Annotated in this window: 21 protein-coding genes; 13 read left to right on the top strand and 8 right to left on the bottom strand. The window is 65.4% G+C overall.

Annotation, left to right across the window (positions count from 1 at the left end; translation table 11 throughout):
* The first annotated feature begins 78 nt into the window (after positions 1–78).
* A complete protein-coding gene (locus ACSFC5_RS17095; RefSeq protein ID WP_440766455.1) occupies positions 79–459 on the top strand; it encodes a hypothetical protein in 381 nt (126 codons plus the stop codon).
* A 31-nt stretch (positions 460–490) separates the two neighbouring features.
* On the opposite strand, the gene ACSFC5_RS17090 is transcribed toward ACSFC5_RS17095, so the two are convergent.
* On the bottom strand, positions 491–1,534 hold the full coding sequence (locus ACSFC5_RS17090; protein WP_440766454.1) for an NAD(P)-dependent alcohol dehydrogenase: 1,044 nt from the start codon (positions 1,532–1,534) through the stop codon (positions 491–493).
* 184 nt (positions 1,535–1,718) lie between these two features.
* Here ACSFC5_RS17090 and ACSFC5_RS17085 point away from each other — a divergent pair, with 184 nt between their 5' ends.
* Both ACSFC5_RS17085 and ACSFC5_RS17080 read left to right on the top strand, forming a co-directional pair.
* Positions 1,719–2,783: an amidohydrolase family protein gene (locus tag ACSFC5_RS17085; RefSeq protein WP_440766453.1), complete on the top strand. Its 1,065-nt coding sequence runs from the start codon at positions 1,719–1,721 to the stop codon at positions 2,781–2,783.
* A complete protein-coding gene (locus tag ACSFC5_RS17080) occupies positions 2,783–3,592 on the top strand; it encodes an iron-sulfur cluster assembly protein (RefSeq protein ID WP_440766452.1) in 810 nt (269 codons plus the stop codon). Before ACSFC5_RS17085 ends, ACSFC5_RS17080 begins: the two co-directional genes overlap by 1 nt.
* A gap of 37 nt (positions 3,593–3,629) precedes the next feature.
* Here the strand turns inward: ACSFC5_RS17080 and cgi121 are convergent, their stop codons facing one another.
* Both cgi121 and ACSFC5_RS17070 read right to left on the bottom strand, forming a co-directional pair.
* Positions 3,630–4,187, bottom strand: coding sequence for a KEOPS complex subunit Cgi121 (gene cgi121 / locus ACSFC5_RS17075; protein ID WP_440766451.1), 558 nt, complete (start codon positions 4,185–4,187; stop codon positions 3,630–3,632).
* Positions 4,187–6,556, bottom strand: coding sequence for an ATP-dependent DNA helicase (locus tag ACSFC5_RS17070; protein ID WP_440766450.1), 2,370 nt, complete (start codon positions 6,554–6,556; stop codon positions 4,187–4,189). The genes cgi121 and ACSFC5_RS17070 overlap by 1 nt, the downstream gene beginning before the upstream one ends.
* A gap of 137 nt (positions 6,557–6,693) precedes the next feature.
* Between ACSFC5_RS17070 and ACSFC5_RS17065 the strand changes: the two genes are divergently transcribed.
* From ACSFC5_RS17065 to ACSFC5_RS17055, 3 genes are all read left to right on the top strand, one after another.
* On the top strand, positions 6,694–7,002 hold the full coding sequence (locus ACSFC5_RS17065) for an AbrB/MazE/SpoVT family DNA-binding domain-containing protein (RefSeq protein WP_440766449.1): 309 nt from the start codon (positions 6,694–6,696) through the stop codon (positions 7,000–7,002).
* Positions 6,999–7,436: a PIN domain-containing protein gene (locus ACSFC5_RS17060; protein WP_440766448.1), complete on the top strand. Its 438-nt coding sequence runs from the start codon at positions 6,999–7,001 to the stop codon at positions 7,434–7,436. The genes ACSFC5_RS17065 and ACSFC5_RS17060 overlap by 4 nt, the downstream gene beginning before the upstream one ends.
* Positions 7,437–7,518: 82 nt before the next feature.
* Entirely contained in the window at positions 7,519–7,980 is a 462-nt protein-coding gene (locus ACSFC5_RS17055) for a universal stress protein (RefSeq protein ID WP_440766447.1), read from the top strand.
* 92 nt (positions 7,981–8,072) lie between these two features.
* On the opposite strand, the gene ACSFC5_RS17050 is transcribed toward ACSFC5_RS17055, so the two are convergent.
* Positions 8,073–8,348 (bottom strand): hypothetical protein, encoded by a 276-nt coding sequence (locus tag ACSFC5_RS17050; RefSeq protein ID WP_440766446.1) that lies wholly within the window; start codon positions 8,346–8,348, stop codon positions 8,073–8,075.
* A gap of 147 nt (positions 8,349–8,495) precedes the next feature.
* On the opposite strand from ACSFC5_RS17050, the gene ACSFC5_RS17045 reads away from it, so the two are divergent.
* On the top strand, positions 8,496–8,723 hold the full coding sequence (locus ACSFC5_RS17045) for a zinc ribbon domain-containing protein (protein WP_440766445.1): 228 nt from the start codon (positions 8,496–8,498) through the stop codon (positions 8,721–8,723).
* 32 nt (positions 8,724–8,755) lie between these two features.
* Here the strand turns inward: ACSFC5_RS17045 and ACSFC5_RS17040 are convergent, their stop codons facing one another.
* Positions 8,756–9,964 carry an inorganic phosphate transporter gene (locus tag ACSFC5_RS17040; RefSeq protein ID WP_440766444.1) on the bottom strand — a complete coding sequence of 403 codons (1,209 nt, stop codon included), beginning with the start codon at positions 9,962–9,964 and terminating at the stop codon, positions 8,756–8,758.
* Between the two features lie 126 nt (positions 9,965–10,090).
* Between ACSFC5_RS17040 and ACSFC5_RS17035 the strand changes: the two genes are divergently transcribed.
* Positions 10,091–10,336 carry a ferredoxin gene (locus tag ACSFC5_RS17035; RefSeq protein WP_440766443.1) on the top strand — a complete coding sequence of 82 codons (246 nt, stop codon included), beginning with the start codon at positions 10,091–10,093 and terminating at the stop codon, positions 10,334–10,336.
* Between the two features lie 34 nt (positions 10,337–10,370).
* On the opposite strand, the gene ACSFC5_RS17030 is transcribed toward ACSFC5_RS17035, so the two are convergent.
* Positions 10,371–11,027 (bottom strand): helix-turn-helix domain-containing protein, encoded by a 657-nt coding sequence (locus ACSFC5_RS17030; RefSeq protein ID WP_440766442.1) that lies wholly within the window; start codon positions 11,025–11,027, stop codon positions 10,371–10,373.
* Positions 11,028–11,107: 80 nt separating this feature from the next.
* On the opposite strand from ACSFC5_RS17030, the gene ACSFC5_RS17025 reads away from it, so the two are divergent.
* Positions 11,108–12,571 (top strand): cytochrome P450, encoded by a 1,464-nt coding sequence (locus ACSFC5_RS17025; protein WP_440766441.1) that lies wholly within the window; start codon positions 11,108–11,110, stop codon positions 12,569–12,571.
* Between the two features lie 58 nt (positions 12,572–12,629).
* Here ACSFC5_RS17025 and mdh read toward each other — a convergent pair whose 3' ends face one another.
* Positions 12,630–13,544 carry a malate dehydrogenase gene (gene mdh, locus ACSFC5_RS17020; protein WP_440766440.1) on the bottom strand — a complete coding sequence of 305 codons (915 nt, stop codon included), beginning with the start codon at positions 13,542–13,544 and terminating at the stop codon, positions 12,630–12,632.
* 347 nt (positions 13,545–13,891) lie between these two features.
* Between mdh and ACSFC5_RS17015 the strand changes: the two genes are divergently transcribed.
* The 4 genes from ACSFC5_RS17015 to ACSFC5_RS17000 all read left to right on the top strand — a co-directional run bounded on the left by ACSFC5_RS17015 (position 13,892) and on the right by ACSFC5_RS17000 (position 17,590).
* Positions 13,892–14,356: a TIGR00725 family protein gene (locus ACSFC5_RS17015; RefSeq protein WP_440766439.1), complete on the top strand. Its 465-nt coding sequence runs from the start codon at positions 13,892–13,894 to the stop codon at positions 14,354–14,356.
* A 114-nt stretch (positions 14,357–14,470) separates the two neighbouring features.
* On the top strand, positions 14,471–14,899 hold the full coding sequence (locus tag ACSFC5_RS17010; protein WP_440766438.1) for a GNAT family N-acetyltransferase: 429 nt from the start codon (positions 14,471–14,473) through the stop codon (positions 14,897–14,899).
* 72 nt (positions 14,900–14,971) lie between these two features.
* Positions 14,972–15,670 carry an Sjogren's syndrome/scleroderma autoantigen 1 family protein gene (locus tag ACSFC5_RS17005; RefSeq protein WP_440766437.1) on the top strand — a complete coding sequence of 233 codons (699 nt, stop codon included), beginning with the start codon at positions 14,972–14,974 and terminating at the stop codon, positions 15,668–15,670.
* A 351-nt stretch (positions 15,671–16,021) separates the two neighbouring features.
* A complete protein-coding gene (locus tag ACSFC5_RS17000; protein WP_440766436.1) occupies positions 16,022–17,590 on the top strand; it encodes an HTTM domain-containing protein in 1,569 nt (522 codons plus the stop codon).
* A gap of 6 nt (positions 17,591–17,596) precedes the next feature.
* Here the strand turns inward: ACSFC5_RS17000 and ACSFC5_RS16995 are convergent, their stop codons facing one another.
* Positions 17,597–19,690, bottom strand: coding sequence for a cation:proton antiporter domain-containing protein (locus tag ACSFC5_RS16995; protein ID WP_440766435.1), 2,094 nt, complete (start codon positions 19,688–19,690; stop codon positions 17,597–17,599).
* Positions 19,691–19,801: the final 111 nt, after the last annotated feature.

The raw sequence follows: 19,801 nt of genomic DNA, 5'->3' as shown, positions 1-19,801 counted from the left end.
ATGAAAAAACGTCTCGTCACTGACCGTCAACATATCGATCGTATGTCCCGTATACGGACGCACCCGACGAACCAGACGATGACAGCCATCGCCTCGAGACTCCTTCCCTGGTTTCGCGTGGTGTTCGGAGCGATCGGGCTCCTGGTTCCGCGCGTGCTCGGTCGGTGGTACGGCCTCTCGACGAACGGTGATTCACCCGTCGTCGCGCTTCGGTATGCGTGCATTCGAGCGCTCGGGCTGGGAATCGGCCAGCTGACGGCGACCGGGGCGACCCGTAGCGACTGGGACCGGATCGCCCTTCTAGTCGACGCGCTCGATACGCTCATGCTCCTCGAGGCGGCCGTCCGGGGACGGATTCCGAAACGAAGCGCGCTCGTGATGCTGAGCGGAACGGTTTCGGGTGTCGTGGTCGGTTTCCTCGCACGGCGGGACAGCGACCCTGTGCGAGCGACCGACTGACGCGGACCCCCGTGATCGATCGTCGCGAGTATTATGGCGGTGTGAGGACCGCACGGCCCTCGATCTCGTTGTGCTCGAGGCGTTCCGCGACCGTGTTGATCTCCGCGAGGTCGTGGGTCTCGGTCCGCAACTCGACGTCACCGCGGTCGACGAGCGTGACGAGCTCCTGGAGTTCGGCGTACTTCCCGACCAACGTGCCGCGGAACGCGAACTCGCCGTTGACCAGCGCCTGACTGGGCTCGTGGACGTGACCGCCGTAGCCGACGATGTGGTGGTCGCCGCCCGCGGCGACGATCTCCGGTGCCAGGGCGGTCGTCTCGTCTCTCCCGACGAAGTCGACCACCTGTTGTGCGCCCTCGTCGTCGGTCAGGTCTGCGATCACGTCCGCGACGTTTTCGTCGGCCGAGTTGACGGTGTGGTGGGCTCCCAACTCCGTCGCCAACTCGAGCGCCTCGTCCTTGATATCGGCGGCGACGATAGTCGCGGCGCTCGTGGCGTCGAGACACTGGAGGCCGATGTGGCCGAGCCCGCCCACGCCGATGACGACGCAGGTGTCGCCCGGGTTCAGTTCGGCGACGGCTTTCTTGACGGCGTGGTAGGCCGTGATCCCCGCGTCGGCGTGCGGGGCGATCTCCGTCGGGTCGACGCCGTCGGGAAGCGGGATCACCGCTCGCTCGTTCGTCTGCAGGTACTCGGCGAAGCCGCCGTCGGTGGTGAGGCCGTTGAACGCGCTGTTTTCGCAGTACATGTCCTCGCCGAGCCGGCAGGGCCGACAGATACCACAGGTCTGGACGGGGTGACAGATCACCGGATCACCCGCTTCGACCAGCGTCACCTCCTCGCCGGTTTCGGCGACGATGCCGGCGTTCTCGTGGCCGAGCGTCATCGGAAGCTCTTGGGGGGCGTACTCGGTCCACATCCCCTCGACGATGTGGTTGTCCGTTTGGCACCACCCCGCGCCTTCGACCTCGACCAGAACGCCGTCGGATTGATCGATTTCGGGTCGGTCGACGTCCTCTACCTCCAGCGCCTCGCTCATCTCGTCGGTGTACTCGTGAAGTCTGGCTGCTTGCATGGTGCTATGACACCGTTCAACACGGTCAGTGATAACGTTCTCCACCTATCAGACGTCGCGACCGTTTGTTCGTTGATACCCTGAGAGTGACGACCTAATTTTGACGGTGTACTGTGGTCCGTCTGGGTAACTCAGCTCTCTCTGAAAAAGAGTAATGGCCTGTGTTAACGATAACCACTGTGCGATGTATCAGCACAACGGCGAGGAGATCTTCGTCATCGACGCTCACGTTCATCTGTGGGACGCTACGGAGGAAAACATCCAGCACGACGGCGGCGAGGAGTTCATCCGGTGCTTCTACGACTACCACACGACGTTCACGCCCGAGGAGCGCCAGTGGGGGATGGACGAGTACCGCCACTACGGCCCCGACCGGATGCTCGAGGACATGTTCGGCAACGCTGCCGTCGACATGGGCATCTTCCAGCCTACCTATCTCTCCGACTTCTACGAGGAGGGGTTCAACACGACCGAGCAGAACGCCGAACTGGCGACGGAGTACCCGGAGCGGTTCGTCCTCAACGGCTCGTTCGATCCCCGCGACGCCGATCCGGGGATCGAGTACCTCGAGGAACTCCACGAGAAATACGACATTCCGGGCGTTAAGCTGTACACGGCCGAGTGGCGCGGCGACTCGAAAGGGTGGCGCCTCGACGACGAGGAGGCGTTCCGATTCCTCGAGCGGTGCGAAGAGTTGGGGATCGAGAACATCCACACCCACAAGGGACCGACGATCCGACCGCTGAACCGCGACGCGTTCGACGTCAAGGACGTCGACGACGCGGCCTCCTCGTTCTCGGGACTGAACTTCATCGTCGAACACGTCGGCCTTCCTCGGCTCGACGACTTCTGCTGGATCGCGGGTCAAGAGCCGAACGTCTACGGCGGCCTGGCCGTCGCCGCTCCGTTCGCCCAGAACCGGCCGGGAAAATTCTCCGAGATCATGTCCGAACTGCTCTGGTGGCTCGGCGAGGACCGCGTCCTGTTCGGCTCGGACTACGCGCTGTGGAATCCCGACTGGCTCGTCGAGGAAGTCATGGAGGCCGAACTCACGGAAGAGCACCGCACGGAGTACGGCGTCGAGTGGGATCTCGAGACGAAACGGAAGGTGATGGGCGAGAACGCCGCCAAACTCTACGACATCGATATCGAGGCAAAGCGCCGGCAGTTCCAGGAGGACGAGATCAGCCAGCGGTTCGGCCTCGAAGACCACTACGCCGGCGGGGAGCCCGCGGCGGCCGACGACTGATGGGTCGACCGGAAGCCGACGCCGACGGCCCCGAACCGACGCGAGCCGCCGTCCGCGACCGATTGGATCGGGTCACCGATCCCGAACTCGACCGTTCGATCGTCGAACTCGAGTACGTGGACGGAATCGAAATCGACGGTCGACGAGTCGAGGTCGAGATCACGCTCCCGACGGCGTGGTGCTCGCCGGCGTTCGCCTGGATGATGACCGTCGACGCCCGCGACGAGGTCGCGACGCTGCCTGCGGTCGAGGTGGTCCGGATCACGCTCCGCGAACACATGCACGAGGCGGAAATCAATCGCGGCGTCAACGAGCAACGCTCGTTCGCCGAGGCGTTTCCGGACGCCGACGGAGACGTCGAGGCGGTCCGCGCGGAACTCGACGAAAAAGCCCGCGTCGCCAGACAGTACAACGCGACTGAGGCGCTGCTTGAGGCGGGTCTCGACGGCGAGGCGATCACCGGGCTGCGACTGGCGGACCTCGAGCCCCTCGAGGCGGACGGCACGCCCGACGACGGCGAGGTGACGGGTTCGCTCGCTGTCTACGTCGCCGACCGCTCGTTCGTCGTCCGGGTTCCGCGAGCGCCGATCAAGCGCTACCTCGAGAAGGCCCGCGAGACCGGTCTCGTCTCCGAGGCGGACGACGTCCTGTTCCGGACGCCGGAGGGAGAGCCGATCGACCCCAACTCGTTCGACCTCGTCCACCGTCGCGGCCGGCTCGCGACGGTCAATATGTCGAGTCAGGGCGGAATCTGTGACGGGCTTCGGGAAGCGAGGGAGAGGCGACTCGAGGAGTCGGCGGACGACTGACGCGACCGTGGCGGAGCCGTCACCGCGTTCGGTCAACTCACTTCTCGACCTCGAGCAGCGCCACTCGCTCGCGGACTAGGTCACCGAGGCTTGCGTCGGTCGACCCGCGTTCGGCATCGGTGATGTCGAAAAAGTCACACAGCGTGGCGTCGTCTCGAGCGTCGAGGGTCGGTTCGGCCGCGACGAGGGCTTCGAGTTCGGTCAGCGCCGCGCGAGCGGCCATTTCGTTGTCCATAGGAGCTTCGGTATCGGCGTCGTTCGTGCCCCGATCCCCTTCGTTTCCGGTGGAAACCGTGTCAACGAGGAGCACGGCTCGGCTCTCTCCTTCGCTGACGCCCATCTCGAGGGCGCGATCGATCTGTCGGCGGCCGGCGGCGTAGAGCAGGATCTCGACGGCTCGGTCCCGGGCGACGTTCGTCCCGCGGACGATGGCGCGGTCGGCCAGTTCGACGGCCCGCTCGAGGTGGGATGGGTCGGCGACGTAGCTCGCGTCGAAGGCCTGCACCGTCACGTCGTGTCGGTCGCCGATTGCGCCGATATCGGCGACGAATCGATCGAGGTCGTCGACGAAGAGGGTGCACTCGAGGAGCTCCATCAGAAATCACCCAGGCTGGACTGATCGTCGTCCGCCGCTTCGGTCGCCGTTTCCTCGTCGGCTCCGCCTCCAGCGCTCGAGCCGGCGGCCCCTGTGTTCGCCGCTCCGCCGACCGGTTCGACGCCCTCCATCGAGGGATCCTCGCGGCCGGCGTTCTCGAGGATGTTTTCGGCCGTCTTCTTGCCCTTGAGCGCGCCGAGAACGACGCCCTTGTCGGCGCTCCGGAGGTCGGCCGGTTCCTCGATGCCGACCTCGTAGAGTTGGCGAGCGCGTTTCCGGCCGACGCCCCCGACGGAGACCAGTTCGAGCAGTTCCTCCCCGACGCCGTGTTCGACGCGAGCGCGGGCCTCGCGGACGGCAACGGTCCACTCGCTGTCGACCTCCGCGGCCAGCGACTCGGCCGCGCCCAGCAGCCACTCGGCGGTGTCGACCTTCCCGCGGAGGTCGCCGGGACCGATCTTGTATCGGTCGGTCAGCCGCTCCTCGTCCTCCTCGCTGGCCCAGTCCTCGAGCAGCTTGCCGGTCTTGAGCGCGGCCAGCCAGTCCTCGAAGCGGTCCTCTTCGTACTCGCTCGGCCTGTCGCCGAGCAGTTCGGCCTCGCGCTCGTAGTAGAGTTCGCCGAATTTCTCGTCCTCACCCGAGCGCAGGTAGAGTTCGTACATGTCCGGCGTCCGCGAGACGAGCTGGTAGAGCCCGAGCGCGGTCGGCCGATCGTCGGCCCGTTCTAAGCCGTGGACGATCTCGGCGGCGCTCATCGGATCGAGATAGAGCCGGGAGACGGTGTGGCCGAGGCTGGTCGCCTCGAGGCTCTCCTCGCGCGTCGATTCTTGCTGTGCCGCGAGGTCGGCCGCGGAGGTGAACGCGCCGTCGTCGATTCCGGCGTCGGCGTCCGCATCGCCACCCGCTCGCTCGCGTTTGATGAAGTCGTTTCGCTCGAGATAGTCCAGCACGTCGTCCGTCACGCGCTCGAGTCGCCCTGCCTCGGTCGATTGGCTGGCATAGAGGGTGGCCTCGAGGAACTCGAGCAGTCCCTCGCGCGTCCGGGCGAAGCCGGAGGCGATGGTCGCGAGCACGTGCGTTCGCAGGGCGGGTTCGGCGGCGAGTTTCGACCGGACGGCTTCGGGGTCGGCCCAGACGTAGCGGTCGAACAGCTCCTCGCTCTCGTCGTGGCTCTTCGCGAGCAGGACGGCCTCGCCGTAGGGGTCGAGCCCGGGCCGCCCCGCTCGCCCCATCATCTGGTGGACCTCGAGGACGTCAAGCGGGGACATCCCGCCCGCGCTGGGATCGAAGCGTCGCCAGTCGCGGACGATAACCCGCCTCGCAGGGGTGTTCACCCCGGCGGCGAGCGTCGGCGTCGCCGAGATGACCTTCAGCAGGCGGTCGCGGAAGGCGTCCTCGACGAGCGTCCGCTGGGTGGCAGAGAGACCGGCGTGGTGAAACGCCGCGCCCCGCTCGACGCAGTCGGCCAGGTCTTTGCTGGTCTCGGTGTCGCTATCCTCTCTGATCTCCTCGGCTAGCTCGGCCAGCGCTTCCCGCTCGTCGCCGTCGAGTTCGCGACTCGAGACCTGCCCCAATCGGCTCGCGGCGGCCTCGGCGTTTCGCCGGGAGTTGACGAAGACGAGCGAGGAGCCACCCTCCTGTAAGATGTCCCGGACGAGCGCGGCCTCCTGCTTTTCCGATCCCTCGACGGGAACCTCCCGCGTCGAGCCGTCGTCGAAGTTCAGGGCGTTGCCGTAGTGGACCCCCATCCGGAGGTCGATCGGTCGCCAGTCGGTGTCGACGAGCGCGGCGTCGAGCCAGTCGGCGATCTCGTCCGCGTTGCCGACCGTCGCGGAGAGCGCGACCGTCTGCATGGCGGGGTTGAGCCGCCGGAGTTTCGCGAGGGTGACCTCGAGCGTCGGTCCCCGGTTCCGGTCGTCGATCAGGTGAACCTCGTCGCTGACGACGCAGGTCAGATCCGAGAGCCAGTCGGCCCCGTTGCGCACGAGCGAGTCGACCTTCTCGCTGGTCGCGACGATGATGTCTTTCGTCGCGAGCCACTCGCTTGTGCTCTCGTAGTTCCCCGTCGTCACGCCCGTCGTGACGCCGAACCGTTCGTAGGCCTCGAACTCGGCCTTCTTCTCGCTGGCGAGCGCTCGCAGGGGGACGATGTACAGCGCCTTCCCGCCGCGTTCGACCGCCGACAGCATCGAGAGCGCGGCGATCATGGTCTTCCCGCTTGCGGTCGGGACGGCGGCGACGAGGCTCTCTCCGTCGGTCGCGCCGGCCTCGACGGCCTCGGCCTGGGGCGGGTAGAGCTCCTCGATGCCCTCGCTTCGGAAGTGGTCGACGGCACCGGCCGGGAGCCCCGACAGCTCCTCGATATTCATTACTCGTCTTTGGCGCGTCCCGTGGTTTAAACTGTCGTCTCGCGGAGTCGGGTCTCTCGTCCCTGCCGTCCTCGTTTACGCTCAGTCGTATTACCGCCGGTAGACTATAATATCTCGATCTCGTTGTACAACATACTATGAGAAGTACTACAAACGAACCGACAGTCGTACGAGTCTCGCAGAAGGGACAGGCGACTATTCCGAAGTCGCTTCGGGAGAAGTTCGGTATCGAGACGCCTGGTGAGGTGTTCGTCTACGAAGACGAGGGCCGAATCGTCGTCGAACCGATCCCGTCGATCGACGAACTCGGCGGCATCCATGCGACCGGGGATCGAGACAGCGGTGAGATACTCGATCGTGTTCGCGAACTGCGCGAGGACGAGAAGCGACGTGAGAACGACCGAGCCGAACGGTTCCAACCGTCGCGACGCGAGCGAGAGGGATGACCGACGCGTACGTCTTCGACACCGAGGCGATCATCGCGTATTTCTACGACGAACCCGGCCGGCCGACCGTCGAATCGTTACTCACTGCGGTTGATTCCGACCGGGCAAACGGATATCTCACCGGCCTGAACGCCGCTGAGGTGTTCTATCTCGTCGCCCGATTCGAAGGTGTCGACGAGACGCCGACCGTGGCGTCGCGTCGGACTGCTGATCGCGATCTCCGAGCGCTCGAGCGAGCGGGCGTGTCGATCGAACGGGCCGACTGGCGTCTCATCGGCGATATCAAGGCAGATGGACAGATCTCGCTGGCAGACGCGGCTGCCGTCGCACTCGCGTCAGAACGAGACGCAACGCTGGTTATCGGTGGAGACGATGATTTCGACGACCTCCCACTCGACGTCACCATCCGGCGGTTTCGTGACGACGGCGTGTAACCGCCTGCACCGGTGATTGGGGTGTCTCGAGACGGCATTCAGACACAGCAACCGGAACGCCGTCTCCGTTGGCAGTAGACCAATGGTGATGGCGACCGAATCCACACCCATGGCCGATCCCGACCATGTCCTCGTCCCCACACTCGGCCGCCCGCGGGAGGACGAGGCCCTCGCGTACGCCCTCGAGTCGTTTCCCGACGCCGACGTCACGCTGCTCGCCGTCGTCACGCCGCTCGGCGAACGGATGAGCGAGGGCGGTATCCTCGAGCGCGACGACGAACGCACGACACAGGCGCGCGAGCGAGCGACGACGCTCCTCGAGTCAGTCGACGAATCGACCGCGACCGAACGGGTCCGACTCGAGATCGCCGAGGGGCGGCCCGGAACCGTCGTCCCGAAGTACGCGAGCGAGGAGCGCGTCGATCACGTCGTGCTGTACGGCCACCGAAGCGACACGAAGGGGTTCGTCCAGCGATTCCTCGGCCGCGGCATCGCGTCGACGGTCGTCGAACGGACCTCGAGTCCGGTGACGGTCCTCGAGTAGCCACTCCGGCGGTATCGTCGGTCGAAAATGCGGAAAACGGTTGCGGAGCCGTCGACTCGGTCCCGCCATCGAACTCGGTTCGGCTGCGGTCGTCAGTCGTCGGCCGTGACGGTCGCATCCTGTCGGGTGGTCTCGGTCGACCCGGACAGGTCACTGAGCGGCGAGATGCCGCCGGCGATGATCGCCGCAGCGACGAGCAGCGCCGAGGAAAGCACGACGTACTGGTCGCCGCTGTAGCCGGCGAGTCCGGCACCGAAATCGACGACGAAGACGACGAAGAAAAACGAGACGATCGCCAAAATAATCATCAGCACGAACGCGACGAAGTTCGAAACGAAGTCACCGATTGCCTGCGTGATGGAACTCATAGTCTACAGTTTGACTCTCCCGTTCACTGAAAAGTGTACTGATATATCACACAAATTTCATACGCATGACCTGTCCGCGGCCGGCGACACTCGTATCATCGTCGGGCCTCGAGTAGCCCACAACACGGAGTCACTCCGCGAGCACCCATGAAACCGGTTTGCTACTGCAGTCGCTGCGGCGACGAAATCTCGCGAACCGCCGAGGAGTGTCCACACTGCGGCTACAACCCGCAGTCGATCGCGTGGCGGTTCGGCGCGGGTGCGCTCGTCTTCGGCGGAGCGTTGGCGCTCGTCTCTCCACCCGTGGGACTGCTCGGCGTCTTCGTCGGGATCACCGCGCTCGGCGGGAGCTACTTGCTGTCGCCGGCGGAGTGACGCTCGCTCGAGCGCGGCCCCTCGAGGCCGACTCACCCGCCGATGATCATCGCCAACAGCTGATAGAGTCCGTACCCCACGACGATCGAACTCCCGAGCGTCAGCAGCCAAAACGTGACCGTAAAGCCGATCTTCCGCCTCGAGACGCCGGCCGAGCCCGCCGCGAGCCCGCCGCCGATGACCCCCGAGAGGATGATGTTGTTCAGCGAGATCGGGATCCCGAGCGCGATCGCGAGCTGTGCGATAATAAAGCCCGGCACGAGCGCCGCGATCGACCGCCGAACGCCGAGCTGGGCGTACTCCCTCGAGGTCGCCTGCAGCAGTCGCGGTGCGGCCATCCAGGCCCCGGCGAGGATGCCGGTCGCGCCGATCGAGAGCAGGACGATCCCGGGCAGCCCGAGTTCGATCCGGAAGAGGTTCTCGAGCGGGCCGGTCGCGAGGCCGACCTGCGAGCCGCCCGAGGAGAAGGCGACGATACCACCGAGCACGAGCAGAAACGATCGAATGCCGCTCTCGATGGAGACGAGGACCTGTCGTCGGACCCAATAGAACGCGAGCGCGCCGACGCCGATCGTCACGAGGACGGTGCCGAGATCGACGCCCGCCGCGAGCGTCGGCCCGCCGCCGAACTGCCGGGAAACGAACCTGGCGAGCGTGCCCTGATCGGCCGCCGGATCCGGGATGACCCCGAGTCGGATGTTGGCGACGATGGCCCCGACGACCCCTGCGAGCAGCGGAACGCCGACGGTTTCGGGGACGTCGTCGCGTCGTAGCAAAATCGCCGTCACGTACGCCAGGCCCCCGGACATGATCGGGACCATCAGCCAGAACGCGCCGAGTCGCTGGTAGGTCGCCGTCGCCGGATCGCCGCCCAGCGAGAGGCCGACGCCGATCATCGCGCCCGTCGTCGCGAACGCCGCGGGGATCGGATACCGCGTGTAGATACCGACCGCCATGAACGTCGCCGCGGTCAGCAGGCCCGCGGTGGCCGCCAGCGGCGTGATCGCCACGCCGTCGATGAGGTCCGCACCGACCGTTTCCGAGATGCTCCCGCCCTGCATGAGCGCGCCGGCGGCCGCGAGCAGGCCGATAACGAACGCGGCCCGCATCGTCGAGATCGCGTTCGCGCCGATCGCAGGGGCGAAGGGCGGCGAATTGCTGTTCGCCCCGAGTACCCACGCCATGAACAGACAGGTGAGGATAGCGGTTCCGACGAGGGCGGCGAACGATAGTGCGACCATTCCGTCGTTTGTCGTTCCACGACGGACCGGAAAAACGTTCCCTCGGTCCGCTCATGGAGCAACTCGTTCGCCGGCCACCGAGTGTGGTCCGGAAGCGGTATGTCCCGGACGCTCGAACCGTCGGGTATGAGAGTCGAGTTCGACGAAGACACCTGTATCGGCATGTATCAGTGTGTGGCTGAGTGGGACGCCTTCGAGAAGGACAAAGCGAGCGGGAAAGCGATCCTCGAGGACAGCGAGGAGGTCAAAGACGGCGTCTTCGCCCGCGAGGTGCCCGAGGACGCGGAACTCGACGCGAAGTTCGCAGCTCGAACCTGTCCCGTCGACGCGATCAGGATCTACGACGACGACGGCGAGCAACTGATCCCCTGATTCTCGAGTCGACCGTCTGCAGTTCTTCGCGCCGCTATCGTCGCAACGCCGCGTCCACCAGCTTCGATTCGACCGTCCGGAGCAGGGTCGACGCCGCGCTCTCCGAACAGGCTAGCGCCGACGCGACGTCCTCGAGCGACCCGCCGCGCGGAACGTCGTAGTAGCCGCAGTCTCGAGCCGTTTCCATCGCTTCGAACTGTCGAGCGGTGAGTCTCCCCGCGAGCGTTTCGGCCCGGCGCTGGTGATCGCTCACCCGCTCGACTTCGACGCCGACATCATCGGGGAATCGGTCGACCAGCCTCGCGAGCGCGTCGGGTTCGCCGAGGACGGTGACGTGGACGCGTTCCCGACCGGTGTAGACGATCGGCGGGACGATCACCAGACCGGGTTCGTCGAACGCGCCCATCAGCGTCGCGTCGGCGGCCCGGATGTCCATCACGGCGTACGCGTAGAACGTGTCCGCGTCGATCGGCGTGAGATCGACCCGGTGGACGACATCTAGATCGACCGCCGTCTCCCGTATCGCATCGCGGTCGCCGACGATCAGCGAGAGAAATCGAACCCGTTTCGTCTCGGGATCGACGTGCCAGGAGAGCAGTTCCTCGCGGTGAAATTCGAGTTCGTCCGCGACTTTCGGGACGGGAAGCTGCATCCGCTCGGGAAGCCGGAGCGTCAGATCCGCCGATTGCATACCGGCACATCGTCGGCCACTATAAAGAGGTTCAGTGCTTCGGGAACACGTCGATGTTCGCTACGGTCCTCTGTTCGAGCATGAGCGAGACACCAGCGCTGCAGTCCGACGACGGGACAGCCTCGGAAAGTGACCGCTCGAGTGCCGACCGGCCGCCGGGAATCCGGGGGCTTCCGGTAGTCGGGAGCACGCTGTCGATCGCCCGCGACCCGCTCGGGTTCGTCGAGTCGGCCCGCGAGTACGGCGACGTCGTCGCCTACGAGGGGTACGGTACCGAGTTCGCGCTCGTTTTCGATCCGCGCGCCGTCGAGACGGTGCTCGTCTCGCGCTCCGACGCGGTTCGGAAGGGCGACTTCGAGACCGAGTTCGGCGAACTCCTCGCCCCCGAGGGCGTCGCGTTCACCGAAGGCGAACGGTGGCGACGCCAGCGACAGCTGCTGCAGTCGTCGTTCACCCCGGATCGGATCGACTCCTACGCCGACGGAATGGTCGCGGAGGCGACGACACTTCTCGACGGCTGGGACGACGGCGAGACGATCGCGCTCGCGGACGAGCTATCGACGTACACCCTCCGCGTACTCACTCGAACACTGTTCGACGTCTCCCTCGAGAACGCTCGCGCCGAAACGGTCAGGCGGGCCGTAACCGCCATCGACGACTACGCGTCGCCGCGGCGGCTCGCGCTCGAGTCGGTCCTGCCGTCGTGGATTTCGACGCCCGCCGAACGCGAGTACGAGGCGGCGATGGCCGACCTCGAGGCCCTCGTCGACGAACTGGTCGCGACGCGCCGCGAAACGAACGCGGCCGGCGACGACCTCCTCTCGGTGCTTGCCGGTGCGGAGTATCCCGACGGCTCCCGGCTCACCGCCGAGGCGGTTCGAGATCAACTCGTCACCTTCCTCTTCGCCGGCCACGAGACGACCGCCACGGCGCTGTCGGTCGCCTGCTGGCTGCTCGCGGGTCACCCGGCGGTCCGGGCCGATCTCGAGCGCGAACTCGCGACCGTCTGTGGCGACGGGGAGCCTGGACTCGCAGATCTCGCTGATCTCGCCTACACGGAGGCCGTCGTCAGGGAAGCGATGCGGCTTTACCCGCCCGTAATCGGCGTCTATCGCGAACCCGAGTCGCCGATGGTGCTGTCGGGCTATCGCGTTCCGACCGGGACGACCCTGCAGCTCTCGGCATACGGTATCCACCGCGACGACCGCTGGTGGGACGATCCCGAGGCGTTTCGACCCGAGCGCTGGCTCGCAGACGGATCCGGGAACGGATCCGAAACCGAGCGGGCGGACGACGATCGAACGCTCGAATCCGACCCCGACCGACCTGAGTACGCCTACTTCCCGTTCGGCGGCGGCCCGCGTCACTGTCTGGGTATGCGATTCGCGATGGTCGAACTCAAACTCGCGCTCGCGACGATCGCCAGCCGGGTCGAGTTCGACCGCATCACTGACTCGCTCGAGCCGTCCGTCGGGATCACGCTCGACCCCGGGCCGCTTGAGGTGCGTCCGAACGTGAGTGATTCGCATCTGAACGTGAGGTGACTGCAGGGGCTCGCGGGCTCGATCTGCTGTGAAAAAACACGAGTCGGATAGGCGGCGATTACGCGATCTCGTCGTACTGCTCGGAGAGCTTCTCGGCGGCCTCGCCGAGCTGGTCGCGCTCGAACTCCGAGAGGTCCCACTCGACGACCTCCTCGATGCCGTTCGAACCGAGTTTACACGGGACGCCGAATGCGGTGTCCTCGTGGCCGTACTCGCCCTCGAGCGGGACGCTCGCGGGGAGCACTTCGCCGGTGTCGCGGATGATCGCTTCGACCATGTGGCCGACGCCGGTGGCCGGCCCCCACTCCGTCGCGCCTTTCTTTTCGATGACGTTCATCGCCGAGGTCTGGAGCTCCTCGAGCAGTTCCTCCTTCTCCTCGTCGGTGAACTCGAGGTCCTGGCCGTCGACGCGGACCTTCGAGAAGACGGGGACTTGGGCGTCGCCGTGCTCGCCGAGGATGGTCGCGTCGACGTTCTGGACGGGCACGTCGAAGCGCTGGGCGATGACGTACCGGAAGCGAGCGGAGTCGAGGCGACCGCCGAAACCGACCACCTGCTCGCGGGCGCGGTCGCCCGCCTCGTAGAGGTGACGGTTGAGCAGGTCGACGGGGTTCGACGTCGTGACGGTGACGAAGTCGTCGTTGTACTCCGCGAGCGAGGAGCCGATGTCCTCCATGATCGGCGCGTTGTCGCCCGCGAGGTCGATACGCGTCTGGCCCGGCTGGCGCGGGATGCCGGCCGTGATGACGACGACGTCCGATCCCGCCGTCTCCTCGTAATCGCCCTGTCGGATCGTCGTGTTCGAATCGTAGGCCACCCCGTGGTTGGTGTCCGCAGCCTGTCCGATCGTCGTATCCTCCTGATCCGGGATGTCGACGAAGACGAGTTCGTCCGCGATATCCCGAAGTGCGATGTTGTAGCCTGCGGCGGCCCCGACCGTCCCGGCCGCGCCGACCACGCTAACTTTCGTCATACCACGTACTGATCCACCGTCCCACGCGTTAAATCCGTCGAAAACTGCTCCCTCGAACGATCTGACGAGAATTATGTCGACAGCTGTCGAACGCAATTCGGCTCGCGACGCTCGTCGGCGAACCGTTACGTTTCGGAATCGTGGTCACTCGTCGACTTCGGCGACCCTCGATCCCGTCGGAGGCACACGCTCGAGGTGGACACCGACGGGGACGCACGCTCGAGGGGGGTTCCAACGGACGCACGCTCGAGGCGGGTTCCGACGTTCTCGGCGATCGTCTCGAGACCGATCCGCCGACTCGCTGCGAGACCGAACGGGTCATTGTCACCGGCCGCAGTTGCTCGCGTATGCGAGTCAGCGTTATCGGCGGCGGCGTGATCACCGACGAGCAGCGATTCCGGGCCGAAGCCGTCGGCCGCGAACTCGCGGCCCGCGGCCACACGGTCGTCTGTGGCGGTCGCGGCGGGACGATGGAGGCCGTCTGTCGCGGCGCGAAAGCCGAGGGCGGAACGACGATCGGAATTCTGCCCGGCGACCGGCCCGACGATGCGAACGAGCACGTCGACGTCGCTATCGCGACCGGACTGGGCCACGCTCGCAACGCGCTCGTCCCGCTGAACGGCGACGCGGTTATCGCGCTCACCGGCGGCGTCGGGACGCTCACCGAGATCGGCTTCGCGAGCATCTACGACCGTCCCGCCGTCGGCCTCGAGACCCACGACGTCTCGGCCATCGACATCGACCTCGTGACCGTCGACACCCCCGAAGCGGCCGTCGACGCCGTCGAGGCCGCGCTCGAGGGAGGGCCCTGAACGCCGGCCACAGGACCTGAACCCGGAACGACGACTGGGTTGACTGCGTTCGGACCCACGACCGTCTCGACAAAACCCGGAACCGTCTTTTCGGACCCGCGAGTGGAGTTCCGTATGGTCGACGCCGACGACACCGACCCGTACCGTCTCCGTGAGGAACTCCCCGATCCCAAGACGTTCATCGCGTTACGGGAGGCCGCGGGGATGCCGGCCCGGTCGCTCGAGGGGGTCGAACGCGGCCTGTCGAACTCACTGTACGGCGTGGTCGCCGTCCACGAGCCCACCGACGAGATCGTCGGAATGGGACGGATCGTCGGCGACGGCGGCACCGTCTACCAGATCTCGGATATGGCGGTCCACCCGAACCACCAGCGACGGGGGCTCGGCACGCGGATCATGACCGCTCTCGAGACCTACATCGACGACACAGCCCCGCCGCGGGCGTACGTAACCCTGATCGCCGACATCGACGGCTTCTACGAAGAGTTCGGCTTCGAGCCGGTTCAACCGGCCTCGCGGGGGATGTACCGCCGAACTGAGTAGCGGCCCGCCGTTCGGTTTTCTCGTGCGCGACCGTTCGCAGCTTTTTCGACGTTCCACTCCCTCTAGACGAGTATGAGCGACTTCGACAAGGAAGCCGAACGCGAGAAACTCCGGGAGAAGTACGAGCGCGACGAACGCGAACGGGAGGCGACCCAGCGCATGAGCGACCTGCTGCTCAAGGGAGCCACGATGACGAACGCCCACTGTGGCACCTGCGGCGACCCGCTCTTTCAGGAGGACGGCACCACGTTCTGTCCGAGCTGTCACGGCAACCCGGACGCCGTTCAGGGGACGGAACTCGAGGCCCAGCCGGCCGAAGAGACGGCCGACAAGGAGACCGCCGATACTGAAGCCCAGCAGACGGATCCCGCGCCGTCGAGTCCGGCCGACGCCGAGGTTGGTGGGACGGCTACTGACACGGGCTCGGCAGTCGATCCGGCGGCCGCTCGAGGGCACGACCCGACCGACTCCGGCGTCCGAGACGACTCGAGCGGTCCGACCGATTCCGTACCCGAGACCGACTCGAGCACCGAGGACGAGCCGCGGCCCGGGACCCCGTCGTCGGCCCCTTCACCTCGGTCGTTCGACGGCCGTCGGTCGACCACCCAGTCCTCGCCCGCCGACGGCGATCTCGAGGCGGCTCACGCCTCCCTCGTGCAGACTCTCGAGAAGTTCGCCCGTAAGGCCGCCGAAACCGACGATCCGCGGTACGCGAAAGAGTGTCTCGAGGCCGCCCGCGAGGCGAGCGAGACGCTCGAGACGCTGCGGTAAGGAGGCACGTTCTCGGTTCGTTACTCGGGCGCTCGGTTCGGCTCGCCGTGTGACGACTGACTCGTCAGAACTTCGGCGGCTGGGTCGTCTCCGGTTCGTTGTCGCTACAGCCGCGTCCGTACAGCTGTGACGTTCGAGGCTCTCGGTTCCCGTAGTCGGCCGTCGCCTCTTTTTGTAGGGGAGGTAGCATACCCGGGGCGAAACGCGATTACTGGTTAGTAAACACACAAAACTTATGTCGGACTTATTCACATGAGCTATCATGTTTCCCCTCGAAAAGTGGAGCGTCTCAGCTGGAACGCCGGACCGCTGGGAACGGTACACAGTCCGTCCGGAGGTGATTCGAGAATCATGGGCGGAGAGCTAAAACCGGACCGAAAGGGGTTCGAAACGGGCGATACTCTCTCCCTCGGCAATCGACTCGAGTGGGTTCACGAACGGGTTCGGTCTCGGTTCGAAATCGACACGCGTGCCCTTGCGGCACTTCGTATCGCCCTCGGTCTGATCATTCTCGTCGACCTGCTCCACCGGGCACGGGATATGCGGTACTTCTACACCGACGATGGCGTCTATCCGGTTGCGCTCTACGAGGCTACGTCCAGTCTGTACGACGGCTACTCGCTTCACGGCCTCTCCGGCGAACTGTGGTTTCAGCAGTTGCTGTTCGCGGTCGCCGCGGCGTTTGCGATCGCACTGATACTGGGCTATCGAACGAGACTGGTCGCGCTCGTCTCGCTTTTGCTGCTCGTGTCGTTGCAGGTGCGAAATCCCCTGGTCCTCAACGGCGCAGACCGATTACTCCGAGTCTTGCTCCTGGTCGCGGTTCTGGTCCCGCTGGGGGAACGGTGGTCGATCGACGCGCTGCGTCGCGGCACAGCGCGGACTACCGTGGTCGGATTCACGACTGCTGCGCTTCTCGTCCAACCGATCGCCGTCCTGACCCAAAACGCGATTCTCAAACACGGTGGCGATACGTGGTTCGCCGGCGAAGCGATCGGAATCGCCCTCGCCAACGACGTAATGACGATCTATCTCGGCAATCACCTCGGGAAGTACCCGGCGCTTCTGGAGGCGCTCAACTGGATCTGGGTGACGTTACTGACCGGTTCGGTCGTGTTCCTCCTGTGTACTACCGGGCGGTTGCGAGCGGTCTTTGCCCTCGCGTATATCGGCGCGTTCCTCGGAATGCTGCCGGTGATGTCCGTCGGTCTGTTTCCGCTCGTCCTGATCGCAGCGGTGCTTCCGTTCCTCACGGCTCCGTTCTGGGATTCGGCCGCTTCGTTGATCCCGTCTCGACCGCTTATCGATCGACTCCCGACCGCGTCTCATCTGGGTCCGATCGGCCGACCGCCCGTGGAACGGCGCGTACTCGATGCTCTGCTTCGAAGGGGTCACGAATCGATCACCTCGTTCGCCGTCACGTACGGTCGATCGTTGAAGACCGTCGTCGGTGTCATTTTTCTCGTCTGGATCCTGGCCTTTAGCGCGAGTCACGCGACCGGGATGGCCGTCCCAGACGAGATGGAGTCGAACCTTCCCGACGAACAGCGATGGGGGTTGTACACGCCCGACCCGTCGCAGTCGTACAGTTGGTACGCCGCCGAAGCGGAGACGAAAGACGGAGCGACGTTCAATGCTTTCAATGGTGAAGCCGTGGTAAGCGATCGTCCACCGGACGCATCGCAGGAGTACGAGACGTTCCGTCACCGCAAATACATGGAGTCGGTCCGTAACTCGGCGGGCAACGAACCGACCGAAATGATCTCCGGCGAGTACGCCAACTGGGTCTGTGACCAGTTATCGCCCTATCTCGGCGACGACCTCGAGACGGTAACGATCCATCGATTCATCCAACAGAGTCCGGTCGACGGTGAGTACGAGGAGCCGCGTCAGATCACGCTCGTCGAACAGCGGTGCTGAGATTCCTCAGGAGAACCGGAGGAACTGCCGGTCGTCGTCTCGCTCCTCGGTCGCCGGATACATCACGACGAAGTTGCCCTCCGTGAGCGTCGAGATGCTCTTCGGGAGCGTCTGCAGTTTGGGATCCCACCCGATATCGTTCCGGCGCGCGCTCATGCAGACGACGAGGTCGTCCGAGCGAACGTCGTCGCGAAGCGTCGCGAGCAGTTCGTCCCAGTCGTTCAGGTCGACGAACTCGCCGGGTGCGTCCGGCTCGACGAGGCCGAACAGCCGCTGGCACTGCGCTCGGTTCCCGCCGATCACGAGCCCTCGAATCGGCGCGCCCGTCTGTTCGGAGATGAGCTTCACCGTGTGCAGCGCCTCGGGGAAGCCGTCGTTGTGGTCGATCCCCGGCGGGAGGACGAGAACGATCCGCCGAGTCGTGTTGAGCCGGTCTCGCACGCGGCTGACCAGCGCTAACTGAGTGGTTCGACTGAGCACCCGGTCGATGGTGTGGCCGAACACCTGTTGGGTTCGCGAGCGAGCGCCGTCCCAGCCGATGACGAGCGTGGTGATCCGGTTCTCGACGCTCGAGTGGACGATGCCGGAGGCGATGTTGTGATTGACCCGGGTGTGTTCTTCGATCGGCACTTCGGCGCTCGAGGCGTAGGCCTCCATCTCGTCGAGCAGCGCCTCCGCTCTGGCGACTTTCGCCTCCGTTCGCGTGTTCGCGTCGGGCCGGACGACCGCGACGGTATGGATCGGCTCGTCGTCGCGCTCGTTGCGGATCGTAAACGCCAGATCCAGCAGCGACTCCCTGTACTTCGAACTCGTCGAAACGGGGACGAGGATTCGCTGTCGCGTGTCGCTCGGATCGTACTCCTCGTGCTCGCGTACGCGAACGAGCGCGCCGCCGGCGCGTTCGACGAGCGCCGGACTGACCAAACTCACGACGAGGATCATCAGCACGACGGCGTTGATCATGTTCTGATCGAAGCCGGGAATGCCCGCCTCAAAGCCGATCTGGACGATCGCGAGCGCAGCGGCGGCCTGGCCAACCGAGAGACCGAACATGCCCAGCACCTGATCGCGGCCGTAGCCGTAGAGCCGTCCCGTCACCCACGCGGCGACGTACTTCGTCGTCAGCACCATCACGATCAACGAGCCCGCGATCACGAGCGTTCCGGTCCCCGCGAGTAGGATGCCCACGTTGACGAGCATCCCAACGGAGAGTAGAAAGAAGGGGATGAACAGCGCGTTGCCGACGAACTCGATGCGGTTCATCAGCGGCCCAGACTGGGGGATCAGCCGGTTGAGTGCGAGACCGGCGAGGAAGGCCCCGATGATGTGTTCGACGCCGACGAGTTCGGCGAGGAAGGCGCAGATGAAGAGGACGGCCATCACGAACAGGAACTCGAAGTAGCTCTCCTCGTCGTGGATGCGGAAGAACCAGCGTCCGAGTCGGGGGACGAGCAGCCAGATACCGACGAAAAACAGCGTCAGTCCAACGCCGAGTTGCAGCCAGAACGCGGTGTCTAACGCCCCGTCGACGGACGCGATCACGACCGCGAGCACGAGGAGGGCGAGCGTATCGGTCAGGATCGTGCCGCCGATCGTCGCGGTCATCGCCTCGTCCGTCGCGATGCCGAGACGGTTGACGACCGGGTAAGCCAGCAACGTGTGGGAGGCGAACACGGCCGCGAACAGCGACGCTGCGGCGACCGTCAGCCCTAGCACGTAGACGCCGACTACCATTCCGACCGCCTGTGGGATAACGAACGATAACAGCCCGAAGACGATACTCCGGTCTTTGTACTCGACGAACTGATTGAGGTTGATCTCGAGGCCCGCGATGAACATCAGGTAGATCAGGCCGACCTCGCCGAGCAACTGGATCGTCGCGTCGCGCTCGAGCAGGTGGGCGCCGTTCGGACCGATCGCGGCCCCGATCAGGATGACGCCGATAATTCCGGGGAGCCGGTAGCGTTTGAGGACGAGCGGCGCGACGAGGAAGATCACCATCGCGAGCCCGAAGATGAGCACGGGGTCGTCGAACGGCGGGGTCAGCGACGGACCGGTCGCCAGCGGCGTCGCTGCCTCCGCGGTCGTCGCCGACTGCATCGACGAGGATCGTCCCGGGTTGGCTCCGTTCATCCTGTTACTGTCGTCCGATCATCGTGGAGTCTGTCACTGTTATCCGACCGTTGTGGGGGCCCGTCACCGCCGTCCGAT

Source organism: Natronorubrum marinum, from assembly GCF_052040125.1.
Taxonomy (GTDB): domain Archaea; phylum Halobacteriota; class Halobacteria; order Halobacteriales; family Natrialbaceae; genus Natronorubrum.
The sequence above is the reverse complement of the archived record's forward strand: the minus strand, read 5'-3'. Positions and strand labels throughout refer to the sequence as shown.

Excerpts from the sequence above, each read along its gene's own strand:
- ACSFC5_RS17095 (WP_440766455.1), top strand. The coding sequence starts at position 79 with ATGACAGCCATCGCCTCGAGACTCCTTCCCTGGTTTCGCGTGGTGTTC.
- ACSFC5_RS17090 (WP_440766454.1), bottom strand. The coding sequence starts at position 1,534 with ATGCAAGCAGCCAGACTTCACGAGTACACCGACGAGATGAGCGAGGCG.
- ACSFC5_RS17085 (WP_440766453.1), top strand. The coding sequence starts at position 1,719 with ATGTATCAGCACAACGGCGAGGAGATCTTCGTCATCGACGCTCACGTT.
- ACSFC5_RS17080 (WP_440766452.1), top strand. The coding sequence starts at position 2,783 with ATGGGTCGACCGGAAGCCGACGCCGACGGCCCCGAACCGACGCGAGCC.
- cgi121 (WP_440766451.1), bottom strand. The coding sequence starts at position 4,187 with ATGGAGCTCCTCGAGTGCACCCTCTTCGTCGACGACCTCGATCGATTC.
- ACSFC5_RS17070 (WP_440766450.1), bottom strand. The coding sequence starts at position 6,556 with ATGAATATCGAGGAGCTGTCGGGGCTCCCGGCCGGTGCCGTCGACCAC.
- ACSFC5_RS17065 (WP_440766449.1), top strand. The coding sequence starts at position 6,694 with ATGAGAAGTACTACAAACGAACCGACAGTCGTACGAGTCTCGCAGAAG.
- ACSFC5_RS17060 (WP_440766448.1), top strand. The coding sequence starts at position 6,999 with ATGACCGACGCGTACGTCTTCGACACCGAGGCGATCATCGCGTATTTC.
- ACSFC5_RS17055 (WP_440766447.1), top strand. The coding sequence starts at position 7,519 with ATGGTGATGGCGACCGAATCCACACCCATGGCCGATCCCGACCATGTC.
- ACSFC5_RS17050 (WP_440766446.1), bottom strand. The coding sequence starts at position 8,348 with ATGAGTTCCATCACGCAGGCAATCGGTGACTTCGTTTCGAACTTCGTC.
- ACSFC5_RS17045 (WP_440766445.1), top strand. The coding sequence starts at position 8,496 with ATGAAACCGGTTTGCTACTGCAGTCGCTGCGGCGACGAAATCTCGCGA.
- ACSFC5_RS17040 (WP_440766444.1), bottom strand. The coding sequence starts at position 9,964 with ATGGTCGCACTATCGTTCGCCGCCCTCGTCGGAACCGCTATCCTCACC.
- ACSFC5_RS17035 (WP_440766443.1), top strand. The coding sequence starts at position 10,091 with ATGAGAGTCGAGTTCGACGAAGACACCTGTATCGGCATGTATCAGTGT.
- ACSFC5_RS17030 (WP_440766442.1), bottom strand. The coding sequence starts at position 11,027 with ATGCAATCGGCGGATCTGACGCTCCGGCTTCCCGAGCGGATGCAGCTT.
- ACSFC5_RS17025 (WP_440766441.1), top strand. The coding sequence starts at position 11,108 with ATGAGCGAGACACCAGCGCTGCAGTCCGACGACGGGACAGCCTCGGAA.
- mdh (WP_440766440.1), bottom strand. The coding sequence starts at position 13,544 with ATGACGAAAGTTAGCGTGGTCGGCGCGGCCGGGACGGTCGGGGCCGCC.
- ACSFC5_RS17015 (WP_440766439.1), top strand. The coding sequence starts at position 13,892 with ATGCGAGTCAGCGTTATCGGCGGCGGCGTGATCACCGACGAGCAGCGA.
- ACSFC5_RS17010 (WP_440766438.1), top strand. The coding sequence starts at position 14,471 with ATGGTCGACGCCGACGACACCGACCCGTACCGTCTCCGTGAGGAACTC.
- ACSFC5_RS17005 (WP_440766437.1), top strand. The coding sequence starts at position 14,972 with ATGAGCGACTTCGACAAGGAAGCCGAACGCGAGAAACTCCGGGAGAAG.
- ACSFC5_RS17000 (WP_440766436.1), top strand. The coding sequence starts at position 16,022 with ATGGGCGGAGAGCTAAAACCGGACCGAAAGGGGTTCGAAACGGGCGAT.
- ACSFC5_RS16995 (WP_440766435.1), bottom strand. The coding sequence starts at position 19,690 with ATGCAGTCGGCGACGACCGCGGAGGCAGCGACGCCGCTGGCGACCGGT.